Annotated in this window: 20 protein-coding genes; 1 reads left to right on the forward strand and 19 read right to left on the reverse strand. The window is 52.7% G+C overall.

The window, feature by feature from the left end; all coding sequences use genetic code 11:
* Nucleotides 1-39: 39 nt before the first annotated feature.
* From sigE to mraZ, 18 genes are all read right to left on the reverse strand, one after another.
* Complete coding sequence (sigE, locus tag K0T92_RS02650; protein WP_219870855.1) at nt 40-762, reverse strand: RNA polymerase sporulation sigma factor SigE; 723 nt, start codon at nt 760-762, stop codon at nt 40-42.
* On the reverse strand, nt 741-1,739 hold the full coding sequence (gene spoIIGA / locus K0T92_RS02655; RefSeq protein ID WP_281423098.1) for a sigma-E processing peptidase SpoIIGA: 999 nt from the start codon (nt 1,737-1,739) through the stop codon (nt 741-743). The genes sigE and spoIIGA overlap by 22 nt, the downstream gene beginning before the upstream one ends.
* A gap of 228 nt (nt 1,740-1,967) precedes the next feature.
* Nucleotides 1,968-3,101, reverse strand: coding sequence for a cell division protein FtsZ (gene ftsZ / locus K0T92_RS02660; protein WP_219870856.1), 1,134 nt, complete (start codon nt 3,099-3,101; stop codon nt 1,968-1,970).
* Nucleotides 3,102-3,118: 17 nt separating this feature from the next.
* Nucleotides 3,119-4,360 (reverse strand): cell division protein FtsA, encoded by a 1,242-nt coding sequence (gene ftsA, locus K0T92_RS02665; RefSeq protein WP_219870857.1) that lies wholly within the window; start codon nt 4,358-4,360, stop codon nt 3,119-3,121.
* Between the two features lie 238 nt (nt 4,361-4,598).
* Nucleotides 4,599-5,369 carry a cell division protein FtsQ/DivIB gene (locus tag K0T92_RS02670; RefSeq protein ID WP_219870858.1) on the reverse strand — a complete coding sequence of 257 codons (771 nt, stop codon included), beginning with the start codon at nt 5,367-5,369 and terminating at the stop codon, nt 4,599-4,601.
* 90 nt (nt 5,370-5,459) lie between these two features.
* Nucleotides 5,460-6,740 carry a UDP-N-acetylglucosamine 1-carboxyvinyltransferase gene (gene murA / locus K0T92_RS02675; RefSeq protein ID WP_219870859.1) on the reverse strand — a complete coding sequence of 427 codons (1,281 nt, stop codon included), beginning with the start codon at nt 6,738-6,740 and terminating at the stop codon, nt 5,460-5,462.
* A gap of 15 nt (nt 6,741-6,755) precedes the next feature.
* A complete protein-coding gene (murB, locus tag K0T92_RS02680; RefSeq protein ID WP_219870860.1) occupies nt 6,756-7,661 on the reverse strand; it encodes a UDP-N-acetylmuramate dehydrogenase in 906 nt (301 codons plus the stop codon).
* Nucleotides 7,662-7,841: 180 nt separating this feature from the next.
* A complete protein-coding gene (murG, locus tag K0T92_RS02685; protein WP_219870861.1) occupies nt 7,842-8,951 on the reverse strand; it encodes an undecaprenyldiphospho-muramoylpentapeptide beta-N-acetylglucosaminyltransferase in 1,110 nt (369 codons plus the stop codon).
* 6 nt (nt 8,952-8,957) lie between these two features.
* Nucleotides 8,958-10,055 (reverse strand): stage V sporulation protein E, encoded by a 1,098-nt coding sequence (gene spoVE, locus K0T92_RS02690; protein ID WP_219870862.1) that lies wholly within the window; start codon nt 10,053-10,055, stop codon nt 8,958-8,960.
* A 45-nt stretch (nt 10,056-10,100) separates the two neighbouring features.
* On the reverse strand, nt 10,101-11,537 hold the full coding sequence (gene murD, locus K0T92_RS02695) for a UDP-N-acetylmuramoyl-L-alanine--D-glutamate ligase (RefSeq protein WP_219870863.1): 1,437 nt from the start codon (nt 11,535-11,537) through the stop codon (nt 10,101-10,103).
* A gap of 175 nt (nt 11,538-11,712) precedes the next feature.
* Complete coding sequence (gene mraY, locus K0T92_RS02700) at nt 11,713-12,669, reverse strand: phospho-N-acetylmuramoyl-pentapeptide-transferase (protein ID WP_219870864.1); 957 nt, start codon at nt 12,667-12,669, stop codon at nt 11,713-11,715.
* A gap of 14 nt (nt 12,670-12,683) precedes the next feature.
* Entirely contained in the window at nt 12,684-14,126 is a 1,443-nt protein-coding gene (locus K0T92_RS02705) for a UDP-N-acetylmuramoyl-tripeptide--D-alanyl-D-alanine ligase (protein ID WP_219870865.1), read from the reverse strand.
* Nucleotides 14,123-15,610: a UDP-N-acetylmuramoyl-L-alanyl-D-glutamate--2,6-diaminopimelate ligase gene (locus tag K0T92_RS02710; RefSeq protein ID WP_219870866.1), complete on the reverse strand. Its 1,488-nt coding sequence runs from the start codon at nt 15,608-15,610 to the stop codon at nt 14,123-14,125. The genes K0T92_RS02705 and K0T92_RS02710 overlap by 4 nt, the downstream gene beginning before the upstream one ends.
* A gap of 96 nt (nt 15,611-15,706) precedes the next feature.
* On the reverse strand, nt 15,707-17,647 hold the full coding sequence (locus K0T92_RS02715; protein WP_219870867.1) for a stage V sporulation protein D: 1,941 nt from the start codon (nt 17,645-17,647) through the stop codon (nt 15,707-15,709).
* Nucleotides 17,648-17,766: 119 nt separating this feature from the next.
* Nucleotides 17,767-19,962, reverse strand: coding sequence for a penicillin-binding transpeptidase domain-containing protein (locus K0T92_RS02720; RefSeq protein WP_219870868.1), 2,196 nt, complete (start codon nt 19,960-19,962; stop codon nt 17,767-17,769).
* 11 nt (nt 19,963-19,973) lie between these two features.
* A complete protein-coding gene (ftsL, locus tag K0T92_RS02725) occupies nt 19,974-20,375 on the reverse strand; it encodes a cell division protein FtsL (RefSeq protein WP_219870869.1) in 402 nt (133 codons plus the stop codon).
* 60 nt (nt 20,376-20,435) lie between these two features.
* On the reverse strand, nt 20,436-21,368 hold the full coding sequence (gene rsmH, locus K0T92_RS02730) for a 16S rRNA (cytosine(1402)-N(4))-methyltransferase RsmH (protein ID WP_219870870.1): 933 nt from the start codon (nt 21,366-21,368) through the stop codon (nt 20,436-20,438).
* A 48-nt stretch (nt 21,369-21,416) separates the two neighbouring features.
* Entirely contained in the window at nt 21,417-21,854 is a 438-nt protein-coding gene (gene mraZ, locus K0T92_RS02735; RefSeq protein ID WP_219870871.1) for a division/cell wall cluster transcriptional repressor MraZ, read from the reverse strand.
* A gap of 288 nt (nt 21,855-22,142) precedes the next feature.
* Here mraZ and K0T92_RS02740 point away from each other — a divergent pair, with 288 nt between their 5' ends.
* The gene (locus K0T92_RS02740; RefSeq protein ID WP_219870872.1) at nt 22,143-22,388 is read left to right on the forward strand and encodes a hypothetical protein; all 246 of its coding nucleotides are present in this window, start codon (nt 22,143-22,145) and stop codon (nt 22,386-22,388) included.
* A 130-nt stretch (nt 22,389-22,518) separates the two neighbouring features.
* Here K0T92_RS02740 and K0T92_RS02745 read toward each other — a convergent pair whose 3' ends face one another.
* Nucleotides 22,519-23,655, reverse strand: coding sequence for a DUF4349 domain-containing protein (locus K0T92_RS02745; protein ID WP_246627799.1), 1,137 nt, complete (start codon nt 23,653-23,655; stop codon nt 22,519-22,521).
* Between the last annotated feature and the right edge of the window lie 14 nt (nt 23,656-23,669).

The following is a 23,669-nucleotide window of genomic DNA, read 5'->3' on the forward strand; positions in this document are numbered from 1 at the left end:
TCTTTTGGACAATATTTTTTTATTCCGCTCCTGCTTCGGCTACACCATTTTGTTGAATTCCTTGCGGAGCCGTTTAATAATCCGTTTCTCCAATCGCGAGATGTAGGATTGCGAAATACCGAGCAGGTCCGCCACATCCTTCTGCGTCTTCTCTTCCCCGTCAGCAAGCCCGAACCTGAGCTCCATAATCGTTCGTTCCCGGTCAGTCAGCTTGTCGAGCGCCTTGTGCAGCAGCTTGCGGTCGACCTGCTCTTCAATATTGCGGTAAATCGTATCGTTCTCGGTCCCGAGCACGTCAGAGAGCAGCAGCTCGTTACCGTCCCAGTCAATGTTAAGCGGTTCATCGAACGAAACCTCTGTACGCGTCTTGTTGTTCCGGCGCAAATACATAAGAATTTCATTCTCGATACAGCGCGATGCGTAGGTAGCCAGCTTGATCTTCTTCTCCGGATCGAAGGTGTTGACTGCTTTAATTAGACCAATAGCTCCAATAGATACCAAATCCTCGATATTAATGCCCGTATTCTCGAACTTTCTGGCGATATAAACGACTAGACGCAGGTTTCTCTCAATCAGCATAGCCCGAATAGCGGTATCCCCGGAGGGCAGCTTTTCAAGCAAATATTCCTCTTCTTCCCGTGTGAGCGGCGGCGGCAGTGCTTCACTTCCACCGATATAATAAATTTCCTCGCTCTTGAGCCCGAATAAAAACAAAACGCGATAATAATATAACTGCAGGACTAATTTCCATTTGACGAGCATGCGACTCCATCCCTCCCCGAAGTAGTGTGAACTGGTTCGACCATAACGACGCGGTTGTTCAATAGTGATGGATGGATGATTGCCTGATAGGCCCCATCTGCGACTAATTTACCAGCATCCAGACCGATTAGCACTTTGCGTGATTGAAATCTTTCGCCTTCCCGCACAATTTCTACGAAATCCGGTTTAATAGCAAGCATAAATTGCGCACCGCGGTTAACGCCCCGGTAAGGCACCAGCCGCAGGCGATCCTGCAGTGGAAATGACTCATCATGATCGCTCATTTCGGCAATCAGCTTATCCACCTGCGCCTCGCGAATGCGGTTCACCCATGAAGCCGGCAGATCTTCCTGCCAGACTGTTGTCTCCATGACCATCACGGGTGTTCGCGTAAGCGGCTCATACAGCTGGTTGCCGGTATCAATGAGACCGATGCACCGGTGCTCACGATCGCCAATCGTAACCTTCACCTCCGCCAGATGGCTTGTGACCAAATCTCTTTCTTTGCGCTGCGTCATGACAGAACGATAGATGTACAAACCGACACAAACGATGCTGAATAGAAACACGATGCCCAGCTGCAGCTTCGGCTGAACCGTTCCGTTGACGAACGACATCGTATTCCACAATTCCTTGGACCCGCTCATAAGCAAATAATGAATCCCGAGCACTGCCCCCGCCGCCGCAAAATTGACCCCGTAAAAAGCGCCAATATGCCGGATAAAATGCTGCATGCTGCCGAATCCGAACGCCGTCAGCAGCATCACGATTGACAGCATGATCTTAATGATGATCGTGAACATGAACGACATCGGCGGAAAGACAAGCAGAATGGCATACATGGCTCCAATTCCTGCGGCAAGCAGCACCCGCCACCACGAGGCGCGTATATGGCGAACCCAGGCTGTCATCAGCAAGGTTGTGCCGTCAATGAGCAGATTAATCATGAAGTAGACATCGATATAGATAGCGTCCAGGACAGCTCACCTTCCTGCCATACATCCTCATTCCAGAGCTTGCTCCCGGGCACTCCGACAAGGATCAGCGGCTTGTGTCTAGTATAGTTAAAGCCTATTACAATGTCTGTCTAAACATGCCGTCACCAGCCATCTTTTTTTGTCGATGTTTCCTGCTTTGGCAGGATGCAGCTAAACAAAAAAAACCGCTTCCCGGTTGCCCGGAAAGCGGTTGTGCACAGCATATTGCTAACGATCATTATTGCGGCGATTGCGAAGGAAGGCAGGAATATCAAGCTGATCGCTCGATACCGTGCTTCCAAAGGGCTTAGGGCCCGGGCTGCTGCTTGTGCCAGCCGATGGCTGACGGGTGTCGGCTGCTGCTTCAGCAGGCTGTGCACCCGTTGAACGGCGTAGAGTCTGGCTTCCACGATGCTCGAAACCTGTCGCGATAACCGTTACTTTAATATCTTCCTTCAGGTTCTCGTCAATGCTTGCCCCGAAGATCATATTAACATCCGGATCGGATGCAGAGATCACAATCTCAGCCGCTTCATTCACTTCATACAGCGATAAATTAGCGCCGCCAGTAATATTCATGATAATACCGCGAGCTCCGTCAATGGACGTTTCCAGAAGCGGGCTTTGAATCGCTTTGCGCGCAGCTTCCGCCGCCCGATTCTCGCCTGTCGCAGCACCAATACCCATAAGTGCAGAACCGCGTTCTGTCATAATGGTCTTAACGTCAGCGAAGTCGAGGTTGATCAGGCCCGGAACGGCGATCAGATCAGAGATCCCTTGAACCGCCTGCTTCAGTACATTATCCGCTTCACGGAATGCTTCCAGCATCGGAGTTTTCTTATCCACGATCTCCAGCAATCGGTCATTCGGAATGACGATTAGTGTATCGACCTTTTCCTTAAGTGCTTCAATGCCAAGCTCAGCTTGTCCGGAACGCTTGCGTCCTTCGAAGGTGAACGGACGCGTGACTACGCCTACTGTAAGTGCTCCGCATTCGCGCGCGATCTCGGCAATAACAGGCGCTGCGCCTGTACCGGTACCGCCTCCCATTCCTGCCGTGACGAATACCATGTCCGCGCCTTTAAGCGTGTTCATGACCGTCTCGCGCGATTCCTCAGCCGCTTTCTTGCCGACCTCCGGATTCGCTCCTGCGCCTAGTCCGCGCGTCAGCTTATCGCCAATCTGCAGCTTCTGCTCGGATTTGGCCATATGGAGTGCTTGCGCATCCGTATTGACCGTTATAAACTCTACACCTTTGACACCATTCTCAATCATTCGGTTGACCGCGTTGCTTCCGCCGCCACCAACTCCGATCACCTTGATCTGGGCAAGTTGCTCCATATCGAAATCGAATTCCAACATTCTGTTATATCCCCCGTTCAAATGAATTCGCTAAACATATTTTTCAGCCGCTCGAACAGTCCGGGTTTCGGCGACGCAGTGGATCCCGTCTTCTTATTAGCGCTTTTCTTAGGTGCGCTTGCAGAACGGTTACGCATGTACTTCGAGACGTATTGAATCATCCCCACGCCGCTTGTGAATGCTGGATCTCTTACGCCGATATAATCGGGAACCGCAATGCGTACGGATGACTCCAGTTCGCTTTGGGCAAGTGCAAGCGTTCCAGGCATTGTTACGGAGCCTCCGGTCAGAACATAACCGTTAACCTTGTCTCCGTATCCAAGACGCCGCACTTCCTGACGAATGAGATGAAAGATCTCCTGCATTCGCGGCTCGATAATATTGGCCAAATCGACTTGTGAAAATTCCTTCTCCACATTGCTGCCCATTCGCATGACTTTGAACTTCTGATCCTCAGCCGCATCGTCAATTAGCGAACAGCCGAACTTCTGCTTGATCTTCTCCGCCTGCTCCGTTTGTGTACGAAGACCGTAGGAGATATCGCTTGTCACATATTCGCCGCCGATTGGCAACGTCGAGGTTGCCGTAATGCTGCCCCCTTCGAAGATTGCGATCGTACACTGCCCTGCCCCGATATCCGCAAGCACAGTTCCCATCATTTTCTCATCCTTGGTGAGCGCCATTTGGCCGGAAGCCAGCGACATCAGAATAACGCCCGATATGCGCAAATTGGCTTTCTCCACACAGCGGACAAGATTATGTATCGCCGTCTTGGCACCGGTAACGACCGTTGCCTCCACCTCAAGGCGAACACCAATCATTCCTCTTGGATCAGAGATTCCCTCCAGCCCGTCAACCAAATATTGCTTGGGTACGAGATTGATAATCTCCCGTTCAGGCGGAAGCGCGACTACCTTCGCGGCCTGCAACACCCGTTCGATATCATCCTCGCCGATCTCTCTGTCCTCGTTCGATACGGCCACAACGCCGTGATTGGTTTGCAGAGCGATATGATTGCCTTGAATACCGACGTAAACGTCGCTTATTTGAATGCCAACCATGCGTTCAGCATGATCCACCGCATTGCGGATGGATTGCACGGTCTGGTCAATATCAACGATGGCTCCCTTGCGAATGCCTTCCGAGTCGGCAGATCCAACTCCAATAATATTAATGGTCCCGTTATTCACTTCGCCAATAATAGCTCGAACCTTGGATGTACCGATGTCTAAACTAACGATGATGTCGTTGCTGCTCAAGCCGTGGCACCTCCGTTTCAACAGTTATTGGTACTTTACAGGTATAGTCATATGTTAGTCCCGCACGCTTTTTCTATTAATTCAACGTTGTTTATACTTTCCCTCTTTTTTCAACAAATTTTTCGAGGTTGAATATGTTTCCAGCACCGCCCCAAGCGGCTTGTACCCTACATGAATTTGTTAAAAAGAAAAAAGAGTTTGTAAATCCCCATAATTAAAATTCTATCACTCTTTGCAGCTATTGAGTAGCCTCTTTTTGCTTTGTTTCATCATTTTCTGTTTCATCCGGCACAAAAGATTCGTAAGTATCCGCAATCAGCAGCGTCAGCAGCCCCGGCTCCTGTGTTTCGATAACTGCATTCAACGTTGAAATTTTGTCCGGAAGAAGCGATGCAGCAGTTATAATTTCAAACCGGGTGCGCGTATAAATACGTATACGGTCCGGGAATGCCTTCGAAGGGAATGGAATGATTTCTGAGAAGTCGGACAGAAGCGCTGCCGGAATATTCGAGAGCTGCTTGCTTAATTCTGTCTTCAAGGGATCATCGGCCTTCCAGCCGGAGAGTATAGGCTTGTCTACAACAAGGTCGCTGCTGCCGGCCGCGACGCTTATGCCGCTGGCCAGAATCGCTGTTAGCTCGCCTTTGTCAGACAGCTCGTAAGCGACGGTCGGGTATTCCTGAACAACAATCCGGATACTGCCCGGGAACGATTTGATCACTTCTACTTTCTCAATCGGCTTCAAGGATTTGACCCGCTCCTCAATAGTGGCTGCAGAAGTGCCGAAATACGCGTCACCAGGAACGATCCCGGCGGCCCCTTGTACTTCGGACACGGTCAAATACCGCTGCCCTTCAACCGTCACAGTGGACACCTTGCTGATGGAAGAATTAAAGAATAGAACACATAGGATGACGATGAATAGTACGATAATGACAATAAGCAGCTTGCGGCCGCCTCGTCTTTTCTTTCGGACAGGCTCCCGCAGCACAGGCACTTTCTCTTGCATTGCTTGTCCCCTCTCCGTGCAAACGAGAACGGCATGACGTATCTTCAGAACGCCGCCGTTCACGATCTCTATCACAATCTCTTAAACGTGCTAAGGAGCAATTCCGTTGTTGGGAATGGGAGAATAACGCGATATGCGCGCTCCCAGACGACCAAGCATTGTCTCAATCCGGTCATAGCCGCGGTCGATGTGGTGCACCTGCTCGACGATCGTCTTGCCGTGCGAGGCCAATCCGGCGATAACAAGCGCTGCACCAGCGCGCAGATCAGTTGCTTCCACCGTTGCCCCGTATAATCGCGGTACTCCCCGAATAAAGGCTGCGTTCAAATCCACTCTGATGTCTGCCCCCATGCGCGACAGCTCATCAACATGTTTGAAGCGTCCCTCAAAAATATTCTCTTTCATGACGCTGACGCCATCAGCGAGCGCGAGCAGCACCATAAGCTGCGACTGCAGATCGGTTGGAAATGCCGGATAAGGCGAGGTTACAATCCGTTCTATCGCTCTCGGACGGTTGGCGCAGCCAACCTTAATTATATCACCGTCAACTGCAATTTGAACACCTGCACGCCTTAACACATGAATGAGCGATGTAAGGTGGGCAGGATTCGTATTCTGCAGCGTAACCTGGCCGCGGGTTGCGGCAGCAGCTACCATGACCGTACCGGTCACGATCCGGTCGGGAATAACCTGGTACCGGCAGGGAGCAAGCTTCTCCACGCCTTCGATTGTTATCGTATCTGTGCCCGCGCCGATAATCTTGGCGCCCATTGTGTTAAGAAACCGCTGCAGGTCTTGAATCTCCGGCTCACGGGCGGCATTGCTGATTGTCGTCAACCCTTCCGCCAGCACGGCGGCCATCATAATATTCTCCGTTGCACCCACGCTAGGGAAATCCAGGTGGATCTCCGCGCCTTTCAGCCGCTTGGCATGACAGACAATCCGGCTTCCTCTCTCTTCAATCTGAGCGCCGAGCGCCATCAGTCCCCGCAGGTGCAAATCGATCTTTCTCTCGCCGATTGCACACCCGCCTGGCTGATAAATCGTCACTTCGCCAAATCGAGCGATCAGAGGGCCCATTAAGAAGATGGATGAACGCATAGAACGCATGAGCTCTTCCGGAACATGCGAGCTTGCAGCAGATGAGGTATCAATCATGACCGTCTCATTGCTGTGCTCCGCCCGGCAGCCAAGCTCGCGCAAAATGTTCAGCATGACGTCGATATCGAGCAGCTTGGGTACGTGATCGATCGTCACTTTTCCTTCCACCAGCATACTGGCAGCCAAGATCGGCAAAGCGGCATTTTTCGCTCCTTGGATAACAATGGTTCCTGAGAGAGGTTTCCCGCCTTCAATCACCAATTTGTCCAATGTATCACCTCCGAATTACCGCTCACCCACCACCAATACTTCCGGCACGAGATCGATTCCGTACCGATCCTTGATCGTGCCCCGGATAGTTGCCATGAGGGTGAGGACGTCCTCAGCCGTCGCTTGCCCGGTGTTAACAATGAAATTGGCATGCTGTGTGGATACCTCGGCGCCTCCGCTGCGAAGACCCTTCAGCCCGGCTTCCTCAATGAGACGCGCAGCATAATCGTTCGGCGGATTGCGGAACACGCTGCCTGCGCATGCCAGCTGCAATGGCTGGGTGCGAAGCCGCCGCTCTTTGTATGAAGCCATGCAAGAGGCGATCTCCTGCCTGACTCCTTCTCTCAGCTCGAACGTTGCGCTTACAACTATGCCCTGCTGCTCATGCAGTACCGAATGGCGATACGAGAATGCCATATCCTCAAGGTTGTGGTTTACCAATTCCCCTGTCACCAGCACAATTTCAGCTGTTTTGAAAATGCGTGACACATCCGAACCGTGGGCGCCGGCATTCATATAGACGGCTCCGCCAACCGAACCAGGAATCCCCCCTGCAAATTCCAAGCCCGTCAAACCTTCTTTTCCCGCCAGAACAGACAATTTAATGAAGGAATGAGCGGCACCCGCATGGACGAACTCACCTTGGAATCGCGCATAATTGAATCCTTCGCCCAGCTGGATGACGACGCCGCGGATTCCTTTGTCGCTTACAAGAATGTTGGAGCCGCGTCCAAGATTGGACCACGGGATTCCATGCTTGTGAAGCAACCGGACGACCGACACTAGCTGCTCTTTATTTTGCGGAATGACCAGAACGTCGGCGGGCCCGCCGATCTTCCATGTCGTATAGGCAGAGAGCGGTTCTTGCAGCAGCATCTTGCCAGTGTCTTCCTGCAGCAGCTCCGTCAAAAATTGCTTCATTTGTCGTACCTCCTTCGCTTTAAGCGATTGTCAGAACTGCGGCATTCGTTGCCAAGCCGGGCAGCCCGTTCCTTTATAACGATACAAGTATCGGGTGGTGGGCCCGCCGGGTGACGGTCACGATTATAGGGTATACTATGCCCTCCTGCCCAGTAGTGTGACAATCGCCTATATGACGCGCTATCGCTTCTCTATTAGATGGTTCAGCTCATTGACAATCAATGAGGCGGATTGCGGCATGCCAAGCTTCAGCGCAGCTGTACTCATTTCATTTAACCGCTGTCCATCCGTCATAATCGCATATATGAGTTCGAAGAGCGCGGCGCCGCTAAGCTCCCGCTCTATGATCATCTTCGCTGCCCCCGCATCTGCAACGCTCCGGGCGTTCGCCTCCTGATGGTTATTCGTCACATTCGGGGATGGTATCAGGATGGATGGGATGCCGAGCGCTGTAATTTCCGCCAACGAGGATGCCCCCGAACGGCTGACAACCAGTGTTGACGCGCCCAGCACCTCAGGCATGTTGTGCAAATAAGGAAGGACATGAATATTGTTGGAGATACGGGGCATAACTGCCTTCATCCGCTCCATCGTCCCGTCATAATAGCTCTCTCCGGTTACAAATACAAAATGGACATCCGGCAGCCGCCCTAGCATCGGCACCATGTCCACCATGACATCGTTCATCGCTTTGGCCCCCCGGCTGCCCCCTACCATCAGTACAATCCTGCTTCCATTAGGCAGGCCTAACGAATTGAAGCCATTGTCTCTGCTTGCCTGAACGACATTCGTTGCGCAGGGATTGCCGGTATTGACGATCCGCTTCGTTCTGCTGAAGCGGGGAAGCGACTCCTGGAAGCTTACTGCTACACAATCCGCATAACGTGCCAAAAATTTATTGGTTAAACCAGGGTCCGCGTTCTGTTCATGAATAAGCGTCGGAATACCAAGCTTCGCAGCCGCATATACGACAGGCCCGCATACATAGCCGCCAGTGCCGACAACTACGTCCGGTTTAAACGTCCGCAGCAGCTCCTTGGATCTGCGGACGCCTTTGAGAAACCGCAATATGGTTCTGACATTATCATAGGAGAGCTTTCGTCTGAAGCCCGTTATTTCGACCGGCTCGAACGGAATTCCTTGAGCCGGCACAATCCGGCTCTCCAGCCCGTTAGGAGTTCCGATATATAGAATGGACGAGCTTTCATCCTCCTCTACCACCCGCTTGCCGATGGCAAGCGCAGGGTAGATATGGCCGCCTGTTCCGCCGCCAGTCAATACGATACGCATGAAATCTCACCTCGAATAACGGGATATATTAAGCAATATGCCAAGCGCCGTCAACAATAGCGTTAGTGATGATCCGCCATAGCTGACCAGCGGCAATGTTATTCCTGTTACCGGAAGCATGCCGATAACGACACCAATATTAATAAATACTTGCACGGCTACAATGCCGACGATTCCAACCGCGAGCAGACTTCCGAAAGTATCCGGCGCCGCGATGGCCGTTCGCATTCCCCGCCATACCAGTACTGCGAACAAAAGGATGATGGCTGCACCGCCAATGAAACCAAGCTCTTCAGCGACGATAGAAAATATAAAATCCGTCTGCGGCTCAGGCAAATAACTAAACTTCTGCCGGCTCATGCCAAGACCAAGGCCAACTAATCCCCCTGGACCAATGGCATATAGCGACTGGATAATCTGGTATCCCGCACCGAGCGGATCAGCCCACGGGTCCATAAAGGCCGTAATGCGCTGCATCCGGTAAGGGGCTGCAAGAATTAGTCCCACAAGACCCAGCACGCCGATCAGAGCAAGCGAGCCGAGATGGGAGAGACGCGCACCAGCCGTGTAGATGACAATGAGCGAGGCTCCCACCATAACTGCGCCGGAACCAAGATCCGGCTGCATCATAATGAGTCCGAACGCAAGTCCGAGTATGCCAAGCGGCGGCAGCAAGCCTTTGGTGAACAGCGTTACGGCTTGCTGCTTCTCCGACAGCATTTTGGCAAGAAATATAACCATGGCAAGCTTCATAAATTCAGAAGGCTGAATGCCGAAGGAGCTAATCCCGAGCCAGCTGCGCGCACCGCCCCTTACAACGCCAATCCCCGGTATAAGCACGATGACCAGCAATCCGAAGCAAATAAGCAGTCCGAGCTTCGACCATTTCTTCCATGTCCAATAATGCGCATTCATCGTTACGATCATCGCGCCGACACCAAGCGCTGCGAAGAGCGACTGCCGCTTTACATAGTAATAAGGATCGCCGAATTCATGAAAGGCGAGAACAGCACTAGCGCTGTATACCATTACAAGACCAATGGCGAGTATGAGCGAAATTGCCCCAATCATCCATACGTCCGGGGCGGACTTGGCTTTTGCCATAACGCGAACACCTCTTGCATGCGTAAGTAGGGACTAGCCCTCTACTTACAAGGTATGCGCCGATTGTTTAAAAATGCGCCCCCGCTGTTCATAGGATTTAAACATATCCCAGCTTGCGCATGCCGGAGACAAAAGCACAATATCTCCCGGCTCCGCGATGGAGGCGGCTTCGCGCACCGCACGGTGCAGCGTCGCTTCGGCGTCCTCCTCAGGTTCGACGATAATTACGTTCGTTAAACCTGCGAGCTCCGCAACACGGGCGATCTTGCCTCGGGTCTCCCCGAGCGCCACAACGGCTTTCGTCTGATCGCGGAAGTGCGGGAGCAGCTCCATGTAGTCGGAGCCCCGGTCCAGGCCGCCGGCGATCAGCACAATCCGCCCGGGAAAAGAACGCAGCGCGATAATTGTCGCTGTAGGATTCGTCGCTTTAGAGTTATTGTAATACGCGACGCCCTTGTGCTCGCCAGCGAACTCCAGCCGATGCTCGACACCGCGGAATTCCCGCAGCGGCTTCAGCAGAGATTCGATCTCGGCGCCTGCTGCCAGACAGCCGGCGATCGCCGCAAGGGCATTCGCAGCATTGTGCCTTCCCGGAATGCCAAGCTCATGAACGGGCAGGATGGGATAGTCCCCGGCATCGCGATCCCGCCATACGATGATCCGTTCCGCATCATCGGCTGACACCGTCAAATCGTCGGGGAACGGAGGCTCTATGCATACGCCATAGCCAAGGCTCTGTGTGATGGAGAATGGAATAATATTGGCAACGATATTGCCCTCTTCTACTAGTTGTCGGCAGATCGGATCGTCCGCGTTAATGACGGCCGTATCCTGAGCGGTTTGATTCGCGAACAGCTTCGCTTTGGAAGCGATATAATCGTCCATCCCGCCATGGTAGTCAAGATGGGTCTCCACTACGTTCAGCAGCAAAGACACTTTGGGACGGAACGCAGACGTTCCTTTGAGCTGGAAGCTGCTGAGCTCCGCTACAATCCAATTGTCCTCATCTGCGGTCTGTGCCGCTTCACATAGCGGTGTGCCAATATTCCCGGCAACAATCGGCTTCATGCCCGCTGCTTCCAGCATCTCGCCAATCCACGTTGTTGTCGTTGTCTTGCCGTTGGAGCCTGTTATGCCTATAATCGGAGCCGGCGACAGCAGGTAAGCTACTTCTACCTCAGTAACGACCTCGATGCCGAGCTCGATCGCCTGTCGTACCGGAGGCACACTGTACGGGATGCCCGGATTTTTGACGACAAGCGCCGTCTCCTTCGTAATCAAACCATCGGGGTGACCCCCGCATATAACAGAAACACCCAAAGCGTCCAGCTCGTCCGCTTCGGGGCATAAATGTCGCTCTTTGCTGTCATTGACGGTAACTGCCGCGCCCAGCTTGTGAAAAAGCTTGGCGACGCTGACTCCACTTTTGGCGAGGCCAAGCACAACGATGCGCTTATTCCGGTATGCTGCCGGACTCTCCATATTGATTCCCTCCTTAATGTTGCGCTGCGCAACCCCCTAAATCCCCCTTTAAGGGGGACCCCAAGGGCTCCGCCCTCTGGACACCCGTACGGTGCCGATGGATCTCACACGCCGCTCCCTATATCATTCGGCCACTATACCCGCTTTCGTCCCTTCGGGACCCGCTTGACTGCACTTAACGGCCCAGCACCAGGCCTATGGCTGCGAATAGCAGGCCTACTAACCAGAATACTGTGACTACGCGCCACTCTGTCCAGCCGGATAGCTCGAAGTGGTGGTGGATCGGGCTCATTTTGAATATGCGCTTGCCCCTCAGCTTGAACGAGCTAACCTGCAGGATAACCGACAGCATCTCAAGGACGAATACGCCGCCAATTATTATAAGTAGTATTTCCATTTTTGCCAAGATTGCTACTGCTGCCATTCCGCCGCCTATACCTAATGATCCGGTATCGCCCATAAACACTTTCGCCGGATGCGCGTTGAAGACGAGAAATCCCAGCATCGCCCCAATCATCGCTGCCGAGAATACGGCGGACTCATGCGCGCTTACATGCATCGCCAGCACGGTAAATGCGCCGAAGGCGATCGCTCCGGTGCCCGCCAGCAATCCATCCACGCCATCGGTGAAGTTAACCGCATTCGTGGTGGCGAACAGCATGATGACGACCAGCAGGTAATAAAACCAGCCAAGCTCCATTACGATCGACGTGCCTGGAACGCCTACTGCTGTGCTGTGATCCATCCCGTAGAGCAAGACACATATGATGACGGAAAATAGGAATTGCCCAATCAGCTTCTGGCGCGCCGTCAAGCCTAGTGATCGTTTGAATACGATTTTGATATAATCATCCAGAAATCCGACCAGCCCAAATCCGAAGGATGCCACGAGCAGCACCCAGAACTCGGAGGTCTTATCGGAAAATTTGAGAAATGCCAGCAGCATCGCCAGCATGATGATGACCCCGCCCATTGTTGGCGTTCCTGATTTTTTCAGATGGCTCTGCGGACCGTCTGTCCGTATCTGCTGTCCGAATTTCATCCGTCTCAGAACAGGAATGAACAGGGGACCGAATAATATCGCCAGCAAGAAGGATGCGCCGATTGACAGCAATATGACCTTGATGTCCATGATGACCCCACCTCTTAATCGTGCTGCAGCGCATGAACAACCTGTTCCATACGCATGCCGCGCGATCCTTTCACAAGTACAAGATCTTCTGGCTGAAGCTGTGAGCGCAGCCATGCGATCAGAATGTCTTTATCGTCAAATGATTGTACGATAGAGCCGCTCTCCCGTTCGGCTGGCTCTACGCCTGTTCCGAACTGCTCCGCCGCCGCTGCTGCCGTATGTCTGGACAAATTGCCATACGTTAGTACGGCATCGGCTTTGGCCGGTGTAATATACGCCCCGATTTCCCGGTGCATCTCCACTTCGTCCGGCCCCAGCTCCAGCATATCGCCCAAGACGAGCCACTTGCGCCGATAACCGGCCAATTCCCCAACGAGATCAATCGCCGCGCGAACAGCCGTCGGATTCGCATTGTAGGCATCATTAAGCACCATCGCTCCGTTATACGCCCGCATCGGCTCAATGCGCATGCCTGTCAGCTGAATATCCTGCAGTCCTTGGCGAATGCGATCAGCCGGGACACCAAGCCGGGCTGCCGCCGCTATCGCCGCAAGCGCGTTCGTGACATTGTGCTGCCCAGGCAGTGGAATGGTTACATGCCCAAGGCCGTATTCATCACCTTTGCCGTTAGCCGATACATCGAAAGTCGAAGACGTTGTCGCGATTGTCAAGCTGCCCCCATGCCAATCATTGCCTGCTCCCAGGCCGAATGTCTGAATTTCGAATGAAGAGGGCAGTTGAGCCACTACGGCTCCATCTGCCAGCAGCGGCTCGTCACCGTTGATGAGCAGCAGTCCGCCATGCTGCAGCCCTGCTACGATCTCCAGCTTGGCCTTCGCTATGCCCTTGCGGGAGCCCAATTGAAGCATATGGGCATCGCCTATGTTCGTTATAATCGCTATATCCGGCTTGCCTATTGTTGTCAGCAGCTCGATTTCGCCGAAGCCGCTCATTCCCATCTCAAGCACCGCGATATCAATCGTCTCATCCAATTGCAGCACGGTCAGCGGCAGTCCAATATGATTGTTCAAATTCCCCGCTGTCTTGTGAACGCGAAAAACAGCGCCAAGCACGGACGCTACCATATCCTTTGTTGTCGTCTTGCCATTGCTTCCGGTAATTCCGATGACCCGCACTGCGAGCTCATCACGATATTTGGATGCAAGCCGCTGCAAGGCGGCCAGCGTATCTTCAACTACTACTAACGGCGACCCTGCCAGAGACTCCGGCACCGGCCGGTCAGATTGCCAGAGTGATGCGGCGGCACCGCCGCCTAATGCGCTGCCGGTAAAATCATGACCGTCAAAATGATCCCCGACTAGCGGTATATACAATTGGCCCTGCCTGACATCGCGCGAATCCTTCGTGACGCCAACAATACCGATATCGGCAAAGATTGGATTGTTCAACGTCCCTCCGCACATGGCGGCAATGGCCCCTAACGTTCTTTTTATCACAATGTAAGACTCCTTATCGCTTCTTTGGCCACTTCACGATCATCGAAATCCGTTGTCACGCTGCCGATGATTTGATACGTTTCATGACCTTTCCCCGCAATCAATACTACATCGTCAGGGCTGGCCATTTCAACCGCTTTTTGAATAGCCGTCCGCCGATCTGCCAATAGCTGGTACTTCGCTTGAGACACACCCGCCTGGACAAGACCCTCTTCAATATCGGCAAGGATGCGCAGAGGATCTTCTGTGCGGGGATTATCGGAGGTGACAATCGCGTAATCGGCATAACGAACCGCAATTTGCCCCATAATAGGCCGCTTCGTCCGATCCCGGTCGCCGCCGCAGCCGAAGACGCATATGACACGGCCTGCAGCAAATTCCTTAACAGCCCGCAGCACGTTCTCAAGCCCGTCCGGCGTATGCGCATAATCGACGATAACAGCAAACGGCTGGCCTCCGTGAACCGCCTCGACACGGCCCGGTACGCCAGGCAGTGCTTCCAGGCTCTGCTTCATGCGCTCAAGAGACAGGCCCTCGATTAGTCCTGCACTAATAGCAGCAAGCGCATTATACACGTTGAACTTGCCTGCCATCCTCAGCGTCAAATCCATATTTCCCCGAAACGTCTCCACACGGAAGAAGGTTCCTCCAGCGGTGATCCGGATATCGGTCGCCCTTACATCAGCAGCTTGATCCACACCGTACGTAATGACCTCAGCCGAAGTTGCCGCCGCAAAGGCCGCCGAAGCGGGATCATCGCCGTTGAGCACTGCATAAGAGCGCTCATTCGGTGACTCGCTGTAGGTATTGCCAAGACGGGAGAACAACAGCTCCTTCGCTGCCGCGTAACGCTCCATCGTGCCATGGTAATCCAGGTGATCCTGTGTCAAATTCGTAAATATGGCCGTCCGGTACCGGCAGCCCTTCGTCCGCCCCTGCTCCAGCGCATGCGAGGACACCTCCATCGCGCAATAATCGGTTCCCGCCGCCGCCATATCGGCAAGATACCGCTGCAGATGAAGCGCCTCAGGCGTTGTTCCGGACATCGGCACCGTTGTCGAAGCATACCGTGTTTCTATCGTTCCGATGACCCCCGGCTTGAAGCCCGCATCAGTCAGAATCCGTTCAAGCAGATAGGTGACCGTTGTTTTGCCATTCGTTCCTGTAACGCCGATAAGCTTCAGCTTGCGGCTTGGCTGCCCGAAGAAATAATCCGAGATGACCGCCATTGCCAGCCGGCTGTCCTTCACTATAAGCTGCGGCACTGCCAGCTCAAGACGGCGCTCCGTCACGAGCGCCGCCGCTCCCTGCTCTACTGCCTGAGGCGCGAAGTCGTGGCCATCGACAGTATGGCCCGGCAAGCACAGAAACAGGTCACCAGGCGCCACCTTGCGCGAGTCAATTTGTATATTGTTTATAACCGTTTCCGGGTCGCCGTCAATCCGTGATGTTAGCAGCAGCGAAGATAATTGTTCCAGTTGCATCCTGTAGTCCTCCTCCATCCAGCCTGAGCAATGACAAGAAACGCACGCTCCGGTTTATGGTCACACATGATTAGGTAGTCTTAACCTTCATTATAGTCAATGATTGTGGCTTTCATCATTCTCGTTGGCCAAATAGATCCGAATCGTCGACCCGCGCTCTACCCGCGCCCCAGCAGCCGGAGCTTGACGTATGACCGTATTCCCGCTGCCCGCCGAAGTCAGATTGAAATTCATATTCAAATCCTCGTAGATATCAGATACTGTCTTGCCAACCAGATTGGGCACGGTCACGATCTTCGTCTCACCGTACTTGTATTCCCGCTCGATCTGCTTCTTTCTCGGCTGTATTCCCAAATACGGCAGCGCATCCGCCATAATGTTATGTACGATTGGCGCAGCTACAACGCCACCGAATTGGATGCCCTGCGGGTTGTCGACAGCCACATAAACAACGATCTTCGGATCATCTGCCGGCGCAAAGCCAATAAAAGATACAATATGCTCATTCGGCGAATAACGGCCGTTAATTACTTTCTGGGCCGTTCCTGTCTTGCCGCCTACACGATAGCCGTCAATAAAAGCATTGCGCCCCGTCCCTTTGGCTACAACGGTCTCCAGCGCTTCACGCACCAGCGCGCTTGTTTGTTCCGAGATAACTCTGCGCACCGCCTCAGGCTCCACCTCGTCCACAACATCGCCAGTATCGGGATTAATCCATGCCTTCGCAACATGAGGCTTATACAGAATCCCGCCGTTCACAGCGGCCGACACTGCAGCAATTTGTTGAATCGGCGTCACAGAGACACCCTGTCCGAATGCAGTCGTAGCAAGCTCAACCGGCCCGACCCGGCTCATCTTGAACATAATGCCGTTCTCTTCTCCGCCCAGATCAATCCCTGTTTTCTTGCCAAAGCCGAAGTCCTTGATATAAGAAAACAGCTTCTCCTTGCCTAATTTGTTGCCAAGTGCAACAAAGCCGGGATTGCAGGAGTTCTGCACAACCTCCAGAAATGACTGGCTTCCGTGACCGCCCTTTTTCCAGCAGCGAAGCCGGGCGCCTCCGATCTCCACTGCCCCGGGATCGAAGAAATGATCATGCTTCAAATCGACCTTGCCTTCCTCCAGCGCAGCCGACAGCGTAATAATCTTGAATGTCGAGCCCGGCTCATAGGTCATCCAGATCGGCAGATTGCGGTTATATATTTGCGAGTCCACCTCGCGGTATTTGTCCGGTTCATAGGACGGCCTGCTGGCCATGCCGAGCACTTCGCCGTTCGTCGGATCCATCGCGATAGCGATAATGCTGTTCGCCTGGAATTTGACCATCGCCTGGTCAAGCTCCCGCTCCATGATCATCTGAACCTGCTTGTCAATGGTCAGCTCAAGGTTCAACCCATCCCTCGGCTTCAGAAAAGTATCGGAGGAGCCTGGCATTTGCCGTCCCTTTGCGTCTGCAAGAAACGAGATATTGCCATTGATCCCTTCCAGCTTATCATTATATTTGGCTTCGATTCCCGTCAATCCCTGATTGTCGATGCCTGTAAATCCAAGCACGTGGGAAGCGAAGCTTCCAAGCGGATAATACCGCTTGTTGTCCTCAGCTACAACAATGCCGGGAAGATTGAGATCTCTGACTTTCTGCGCTTTCTCGGTCGTAATCTTGCGTCCGCCCGGCTGAATGCGCACAATCAGCTGCTTCTTCTTGATCGTTGCCAGCACTTTCTCCGGAGGCATGCCGAGCACGCCTGCAAGCTGGTTCGCTGTTGACTCTGCGTCCTTGACCTGTGCCGGAATCGCCATAATTGTAGGAGAGCTTATATTATACGCAAGCTGGGCGCCGTTTCGGTCCCATATCTCCCCGCGTTTGGCCGAGAAAGGAATTTCCCGGCGCCAGGAATTTTCCGCCTTGGCAGCCAGCTCCTCCCCTGTCCATAGCTGCACATAACTAAGCCTGCCTGCCAGCATTGTAAAAGCAAGCACTGCAATGAGCAGCGCTATGAACAAACGGCGTCTAATGGTTACGTTGGAAACCTTCACCTGCAGCCCCCCTCCGAATAGCGCGAAAAGAAACGGAACGTGATCCGTCCTATTGCTTAATCCAAGCCTATTCGGAATTGCGGGGGGATAGAACAAGCTGTCGAAGCGCTGTTCTCTGACTAATCCCCGGCTTTGCCAGCGTTCTCAGCATCTGATTTCAGTTCTTCACCGGGCGGAGCAAGCTTCAGCTTGATGACCCGTTCGCCGTTCTGCTTCGCCAGCATTTGCGAGGTAACGAATCCTTGCCCTTCCGTATACACCCTAATTTGCAGCAGCGAGCATATTTCCAGCGCATCGCGAAGCGATAATCCGCTCATATTGGGAATCGCGAGCTTGCTTCGATCCTCGGTAATGAGATAGATTCGCTGTGCAGGGCTGACGAAGGAGCCAGCCTTCGGAATTTGCTGAAGAACAGTTCCCCCCTTGCCCACAACCTCCACGCCAAGCGAGCGCGCTTTCAGCTCTTCTTTGGCCTGAGCCAGCTTAAGATCTGTCAGATCAGGCACTTGTGCCGTTTGGCCTTTCTGCTGATTCTTATCGCCAGTGCTCGTCAGGCTCGATTTGATGCCCAGGTGGCGCAAGCTTTGAAGCATGATATCTTTGAATACGGGCGCTGCAGCGGAGCCGCCGCCTGCATTGGGATCATTCGGTTCATCCACAACGACGTAAACGATCACCTTGGGGTTCTCCACCGGAGCATACCCGATAAACGAGACGACATATTTATCTGTTGAGTAACCTTTGCCGTTCTTCTCAACCTTCTGGGCCGTGCCCGTCTTGCCTGCGACTCGATAGCCCTCGATGTAGGCGTTCTTTCCTGTACCGATCTTCTGGTCGGATACGACCTGCTCCAAATATTCGCCTGCAAGCTTTGCCGTCTTCTCCGAAATAACTTGACGGACAACTTTAGGCTCAATAACTTCCGTCTTCTTCGTAACCGGGTCTTCAATCTCTTTCACCAAATGCGGTACCAGCAGCTTGCCGCCATTGGCGACCGCCGCAACGGCAGCGACCTGCTGAATCGGCGTTACCTGAACCCGTCCCTGTCCGAATGCCGCGGTTGCAACCTCGATATTAATGCTGGGGTTGAAATTAATCCCGCCTTTGCTGTCTCCCAGCTCAATTCCTGTCTTCTGGCCAAACCCGAATTTCGTAATATAGTCTTTCAACTTTGCGGCCTGCAATCGTTCATAACCCAGCTTAACGAAAGCGACGTTACTTGAATGCTTCAAACCATCCAGGAATGAAATGGTTCCCCATCCCTCTCGTTTATGATCATAGATCGGCCTAGGCCAGCCTTTAACGCGAATACTGCCAGATTGATAGGGCTCATCAGGATTGAATATCCCCTCTTCAATCGCCGCAGCCAGCGTAACAATCTTGAATGTAGAACCCGGCTCATAGAGAGATTTGGTTGCATGGTTGTCAAAATCCTCCGCCTTGCCCCGCCAATATTCATTAGGATTGAAATCCGGCAAATTCGCCATGCCCAATATTTCCATGGTCTGAGGATCTGCTGCAATGGCTGTAATACTCTTAGGCTGATACTTGTCGTAAGCCTCTTTAATGGCCGACTCGACATAATGCTGAATTTCCGCGTCGATCGTCAGCTTGACATTCTTCCCGTCACGCGATGGCTTGAATTCAACCTCGCCATTCTCCAGAATGACACCGAAGCCGTCACGCTCATATTTTATTTCTCCTGCTTCCCCGCTCAGCACATCATCAAGAGCAGCCTCCAGCCCCATTTTGGCCTGGCCCTCCTTGGCCTCATAACCAATCAAGTGGGATGCCAGATTATTTTTGGGATAATAGCGTTTCTGCTCTTTAATCAAATAGATGCCGACATCCTCCACATCATACTGCCCTTTAAGCTCCTTCGTGAACTTATCAATGCGGTCAGCCAGCGTCTTGTCAATCTTCCAGCCTTCATTGCGCACCTCGCGCTGCCGCCGGAATTCGCCGTTCTCCCCTCTGGAGGTCACGATATCGCGCAGCTCGGATTCCGGCTTGTTCAGCACGTTATGCAGCTTGCTGACGATGACATCCTCCAGCCCAAGCTTGTTAATCAGCTGCGGATTGACCGCCACCGTGTAGGCAGCGGAATCCATCGCCAGCACATTGCCGTCACGGTCTGAAATCGTTCCACGCACAGGAACCAATGTCTCTGATTTGGACCAAATCTCTCTGGCTTTATCCGCCCAATAATCTGCATTGACGACCTGAACCCAATAGACTCTACCTACCAGAACAGCAAAAAAGAGGGTGATGAACCCTCCGATCAGCAGTGTGCGCAGCTTTATCCGTTTCGTCATAGACAGTCACCTTATTCCTTCATTGCAGTTTCGTTGACGTTATCCCCTGTCCTCACTTTAATCGGATCCTGATCATTATCAATCATGCCTGTCTTTCTGGCCTGCTCTGTAATGCGATCCGGACTTTTGAGCTTCTCGACCTGTATTTGCAGCTCTTTCATCTCTATGGCCATCTTCTCGTACTCTACCGTCAGCTTCCTGACATCTGCATTAATCTCATAGATTTGCGCGTAGCGGAATATAATGACACTCGCTACAAGCACGCATACAAGAATCGTGAACATATACAGCAATTTCTCCTGCACTGGCAGTGACTTCCGTTTCACTACAACCTTCTTGGTCTCGCGGAAAGTTTGCTGCGGTGATGTCTTCTTCTTAGGCTGCAAAGCCAGGTTTCCATTCACATAAGCCATCTTATCGTATTCCCTCCCCTAATTTGTCTCAAAAGCATCTATTGCAGCAAAATGTGCGAATTATAGTTTCTCAGCAACGCGCAGCTTGGCCGAGCGCGATCTCGGATTCTGCTCCAATTCCGCCTCACTGGGTACAATCGGCTTCCGGTTCACAAGCTTGAGCAGGCCGCCGCCCCCGCAGACGCACATCGGAAAATCCGGCGGACAGCTGCATTTCTCAAGAAATTTCGCGAAGAGCTGCTTGCAGATCCGGTCCTCAAGCGAATGGAACGTAATGACGGACGCCCGCCCGCCAGGGTTAAGCACCCTTACCGTCTGCTCTAATGCCGATTCCTCAGCGCCCAGCTCATCGTTAACCGCAATACGAAGCGCTTGAAACGTCCGCTTCGCCGGATGCGGTCCCGTGCGTCTTGCAGCCGCTGGAATCCCATTCTTGATGAGCTCAACCAGCTCGCCTGTCGTCTCAATACTCCCATGCTCCCGAGCGGCAACAATTTTCTTCGCAATATTACGGGCGAACCGTTCTTCGCCATAATCAGCGATGATGCGGGAAATCTCCCGTTCATCCCACGTATTGATAATATCGCCGGCAGTGAGCAGCCCCTGCTGATCCATCCGCATATCAAGCGGCGCATCATGGTTGTAGCTGAAGCCTCGCTCTGCCTCATCAAGCTGCGGACTGGATACGCCAAGATCGAACAGCACACCGTCCACGCCCGAGATGCCGAGCCCAAGCAGCACCTGCTCCAGATGGCGAAAATTTTGCCTGACAAGGGTCACCTTGTCTATGTACGGCGCCAGACGAACCCGGGCATTGTCATGAGCCCAGTCGTCCTGATCCATAGCGATCAGCCTCCCGCCATCTCCAAGCCGGGATGCAATCAATTCACTATGGCCCGCCCCTCCGAGCGTACAATCGACATAGATCCCGTCCGGCTTGATGGCCAGACCATCGACTGCTTCTTCCTTTAGTACTGTAATATGCTGAAACATGCTGCAGCCCTCCCGGCTATTAAGTCGCCGCTACCAGCCGCAAGCGATCTAAAAATTGAAATCAAAGTCAACAAGCTTCTCCGCAATGTCGTTGAATGTCTCTTCAGACTGCTTGAAGTAGCCTTCCCAAATTTGCTTGCTCCATATCTCCACCCGGTTGGATACGCCGAGTATGATACAGTCCTTGTCGAGCTTCGCGTATTCACACAATGTGTTGGGTAGGTTTACCCTTCCCTGTTTATCAAGTTCGCATTCGGTGGCGCCCGAGAAGAAGAACCGGGAGAACGCCCGCGCATCCGACTTCATAAGCGGCAATGCTTTGAGTTTCTGCTCAAGCACGCTCCATTCGCTCATAGGGTATACGAACAAGCAGTTGTCAAGGCCCCGGGTAACGATGAACTGCTCACCCAGGCTGTCGCGGAATTTGGCTGGGATAATGATGCGGCCTTTGTCGTCTATACTGTGCTGATGCTCTCCCATAAACATTAGGCCGCTCCACTCCTTCCCCCTAATCCACCACTTAGCCCCACTTTTCACCACTAGAGTTGAACTATTCGCCACAAGGATCAGAAATCCTGCTTTCCCAGCCATAATTTAAAAATAATTTATGAGATTAAACTTGTTACACTTTTGAAACTTTTTCGGTTCCCAGTTCGTGTAAGCTAGACATATCCTGCCTGATTGATCGTATTTTACCGCTCCACATCTGTGCGATCATTGGAAATTCAGTTCCTTTGGGGATAGCACGCTGTAAAGGAGATAACGATAGACGCCATGAATGCTACTGCTGACTACATAATCGAACAATTGCGCCCTTTTGAGCAGCTATGCTATCAGGTCGCACACTATTTGCTGGGTAATGACAGGGATGCGGCGGCCGCAAGCGAAGACGCCCTCGTCGATCTCTATCAGTCACCGCTGTTTGTTGGCGGCAGCGAGGAGGAGCGGAGGGCACTTGCCAAGCAAACCGCTATTCGCTTCGCCCTGCAGCGTGCTGCCAGACGCCCGCAAATTCATTGACATCCCCATCACTTCATATCAAAAAAGAGAGCAGCATCCCCTCCACTACTAGCGGCGGTGATACAGCTCTCTATTTTAATCCAGCATGATTGCAATTACATGATTTCAATTGCATGATTGCAATCCACCATTATTTCTCTTGCGGCGCATCCTCAGGCGCTGAATGATTCCCCTTCCCTTCATCTGCTCCCGTATTGCCGCCCGTTCCCGTATCTATCTTCATCCCGTAACCGCCCTTGCTCGCAGCAGCTCCGCTGCTTCTGAATCGATTCCGATTGCGGCGATAGATCAAGTACCCCGGAACAGCTATTATTGCAAGCATGATCAGTACAGGCAGCGCTGCGGCAATGACGACGACAAGACCTTGAATAAATTCATATACAAAATTCCCGCTGCCCTTCAGCGCATTGCCGACTCTTTGCAAGAAGCCTTCCTGCTCCTCTTCCTTCGTTTTCGTTGCTGCATCCGGCTTCAGTTGCTGGTAAATCCGCAATTCAACCGTGGAGTAGGCGACGTTCTGATCCAGATAACGCTTTCTTCCTTTGATCTGTTCAATCTCCAGCTGCACATTCCCAAGCTCTGTAGAGAATCTGACCAGATCGTCCGCCTTCGTCGCTTTCTCCATAAAGGCTATCAGTCTTGCCTCCACAACTTGACGGGCTTTCAGCCGTGATTCCAGATCCACATATTCCTCTGTGACATCTGTACCATTCATGCTGCTCTGATAATCCAAATGCGCGACCTTCTCCAACTGCTCCAGGAAAGGCATAAATCCGGCGGAGGGGATTTTGATCGTGTGCGTGCCTCCCCGCTCATACGCCGTCTTTTCATCTGTGAAGCCAAGCGTATAGCCGCCGGACAGGTGGATCAAATTTTTCAATGCGGTTTGCGCTTTGGCATAGTCCTCCACCTCCATGCTCACATTCGCTTTGTAAATGAGCTTGCGATCATAGCTGCTTGGAGCGCCGGCTGCCGGGTCTCCTCCGCTCTGCTGTCCTCCGCCCCCAACTGCAAGGGCTTTGTCGGAGGCAACCTGCTCAGTGGAAGCAGCTTCCGCTTCCTGAGAAGCTCCAACATTAGCCGAGCTTGTAGAGACGCTTTCACTTTGCATCATTGCATCACTGCTCTGGCCGCTTGCCTTGCTGTTCTCCATGCTGCTTGCATTGTTCTCGTTTCCGCCGCAGCCTGCCAGCACGATCAACATAGCCGTGACAGCGATGACAACAATCATCCTGATCCATTCTTTTTCTCTGCGATAGTTGCTCATTGTTAGTGCCCCCT

Source organism: Paenibacillus oenotherae, from assembly GCF_019443105.1.
Lineage (GTDB): Bacteria > Bacillota > Bacilli > Paenibacillales > Paenibacillaceae > Paenibacillus_Z > Paenibacillus_Z oenotherae.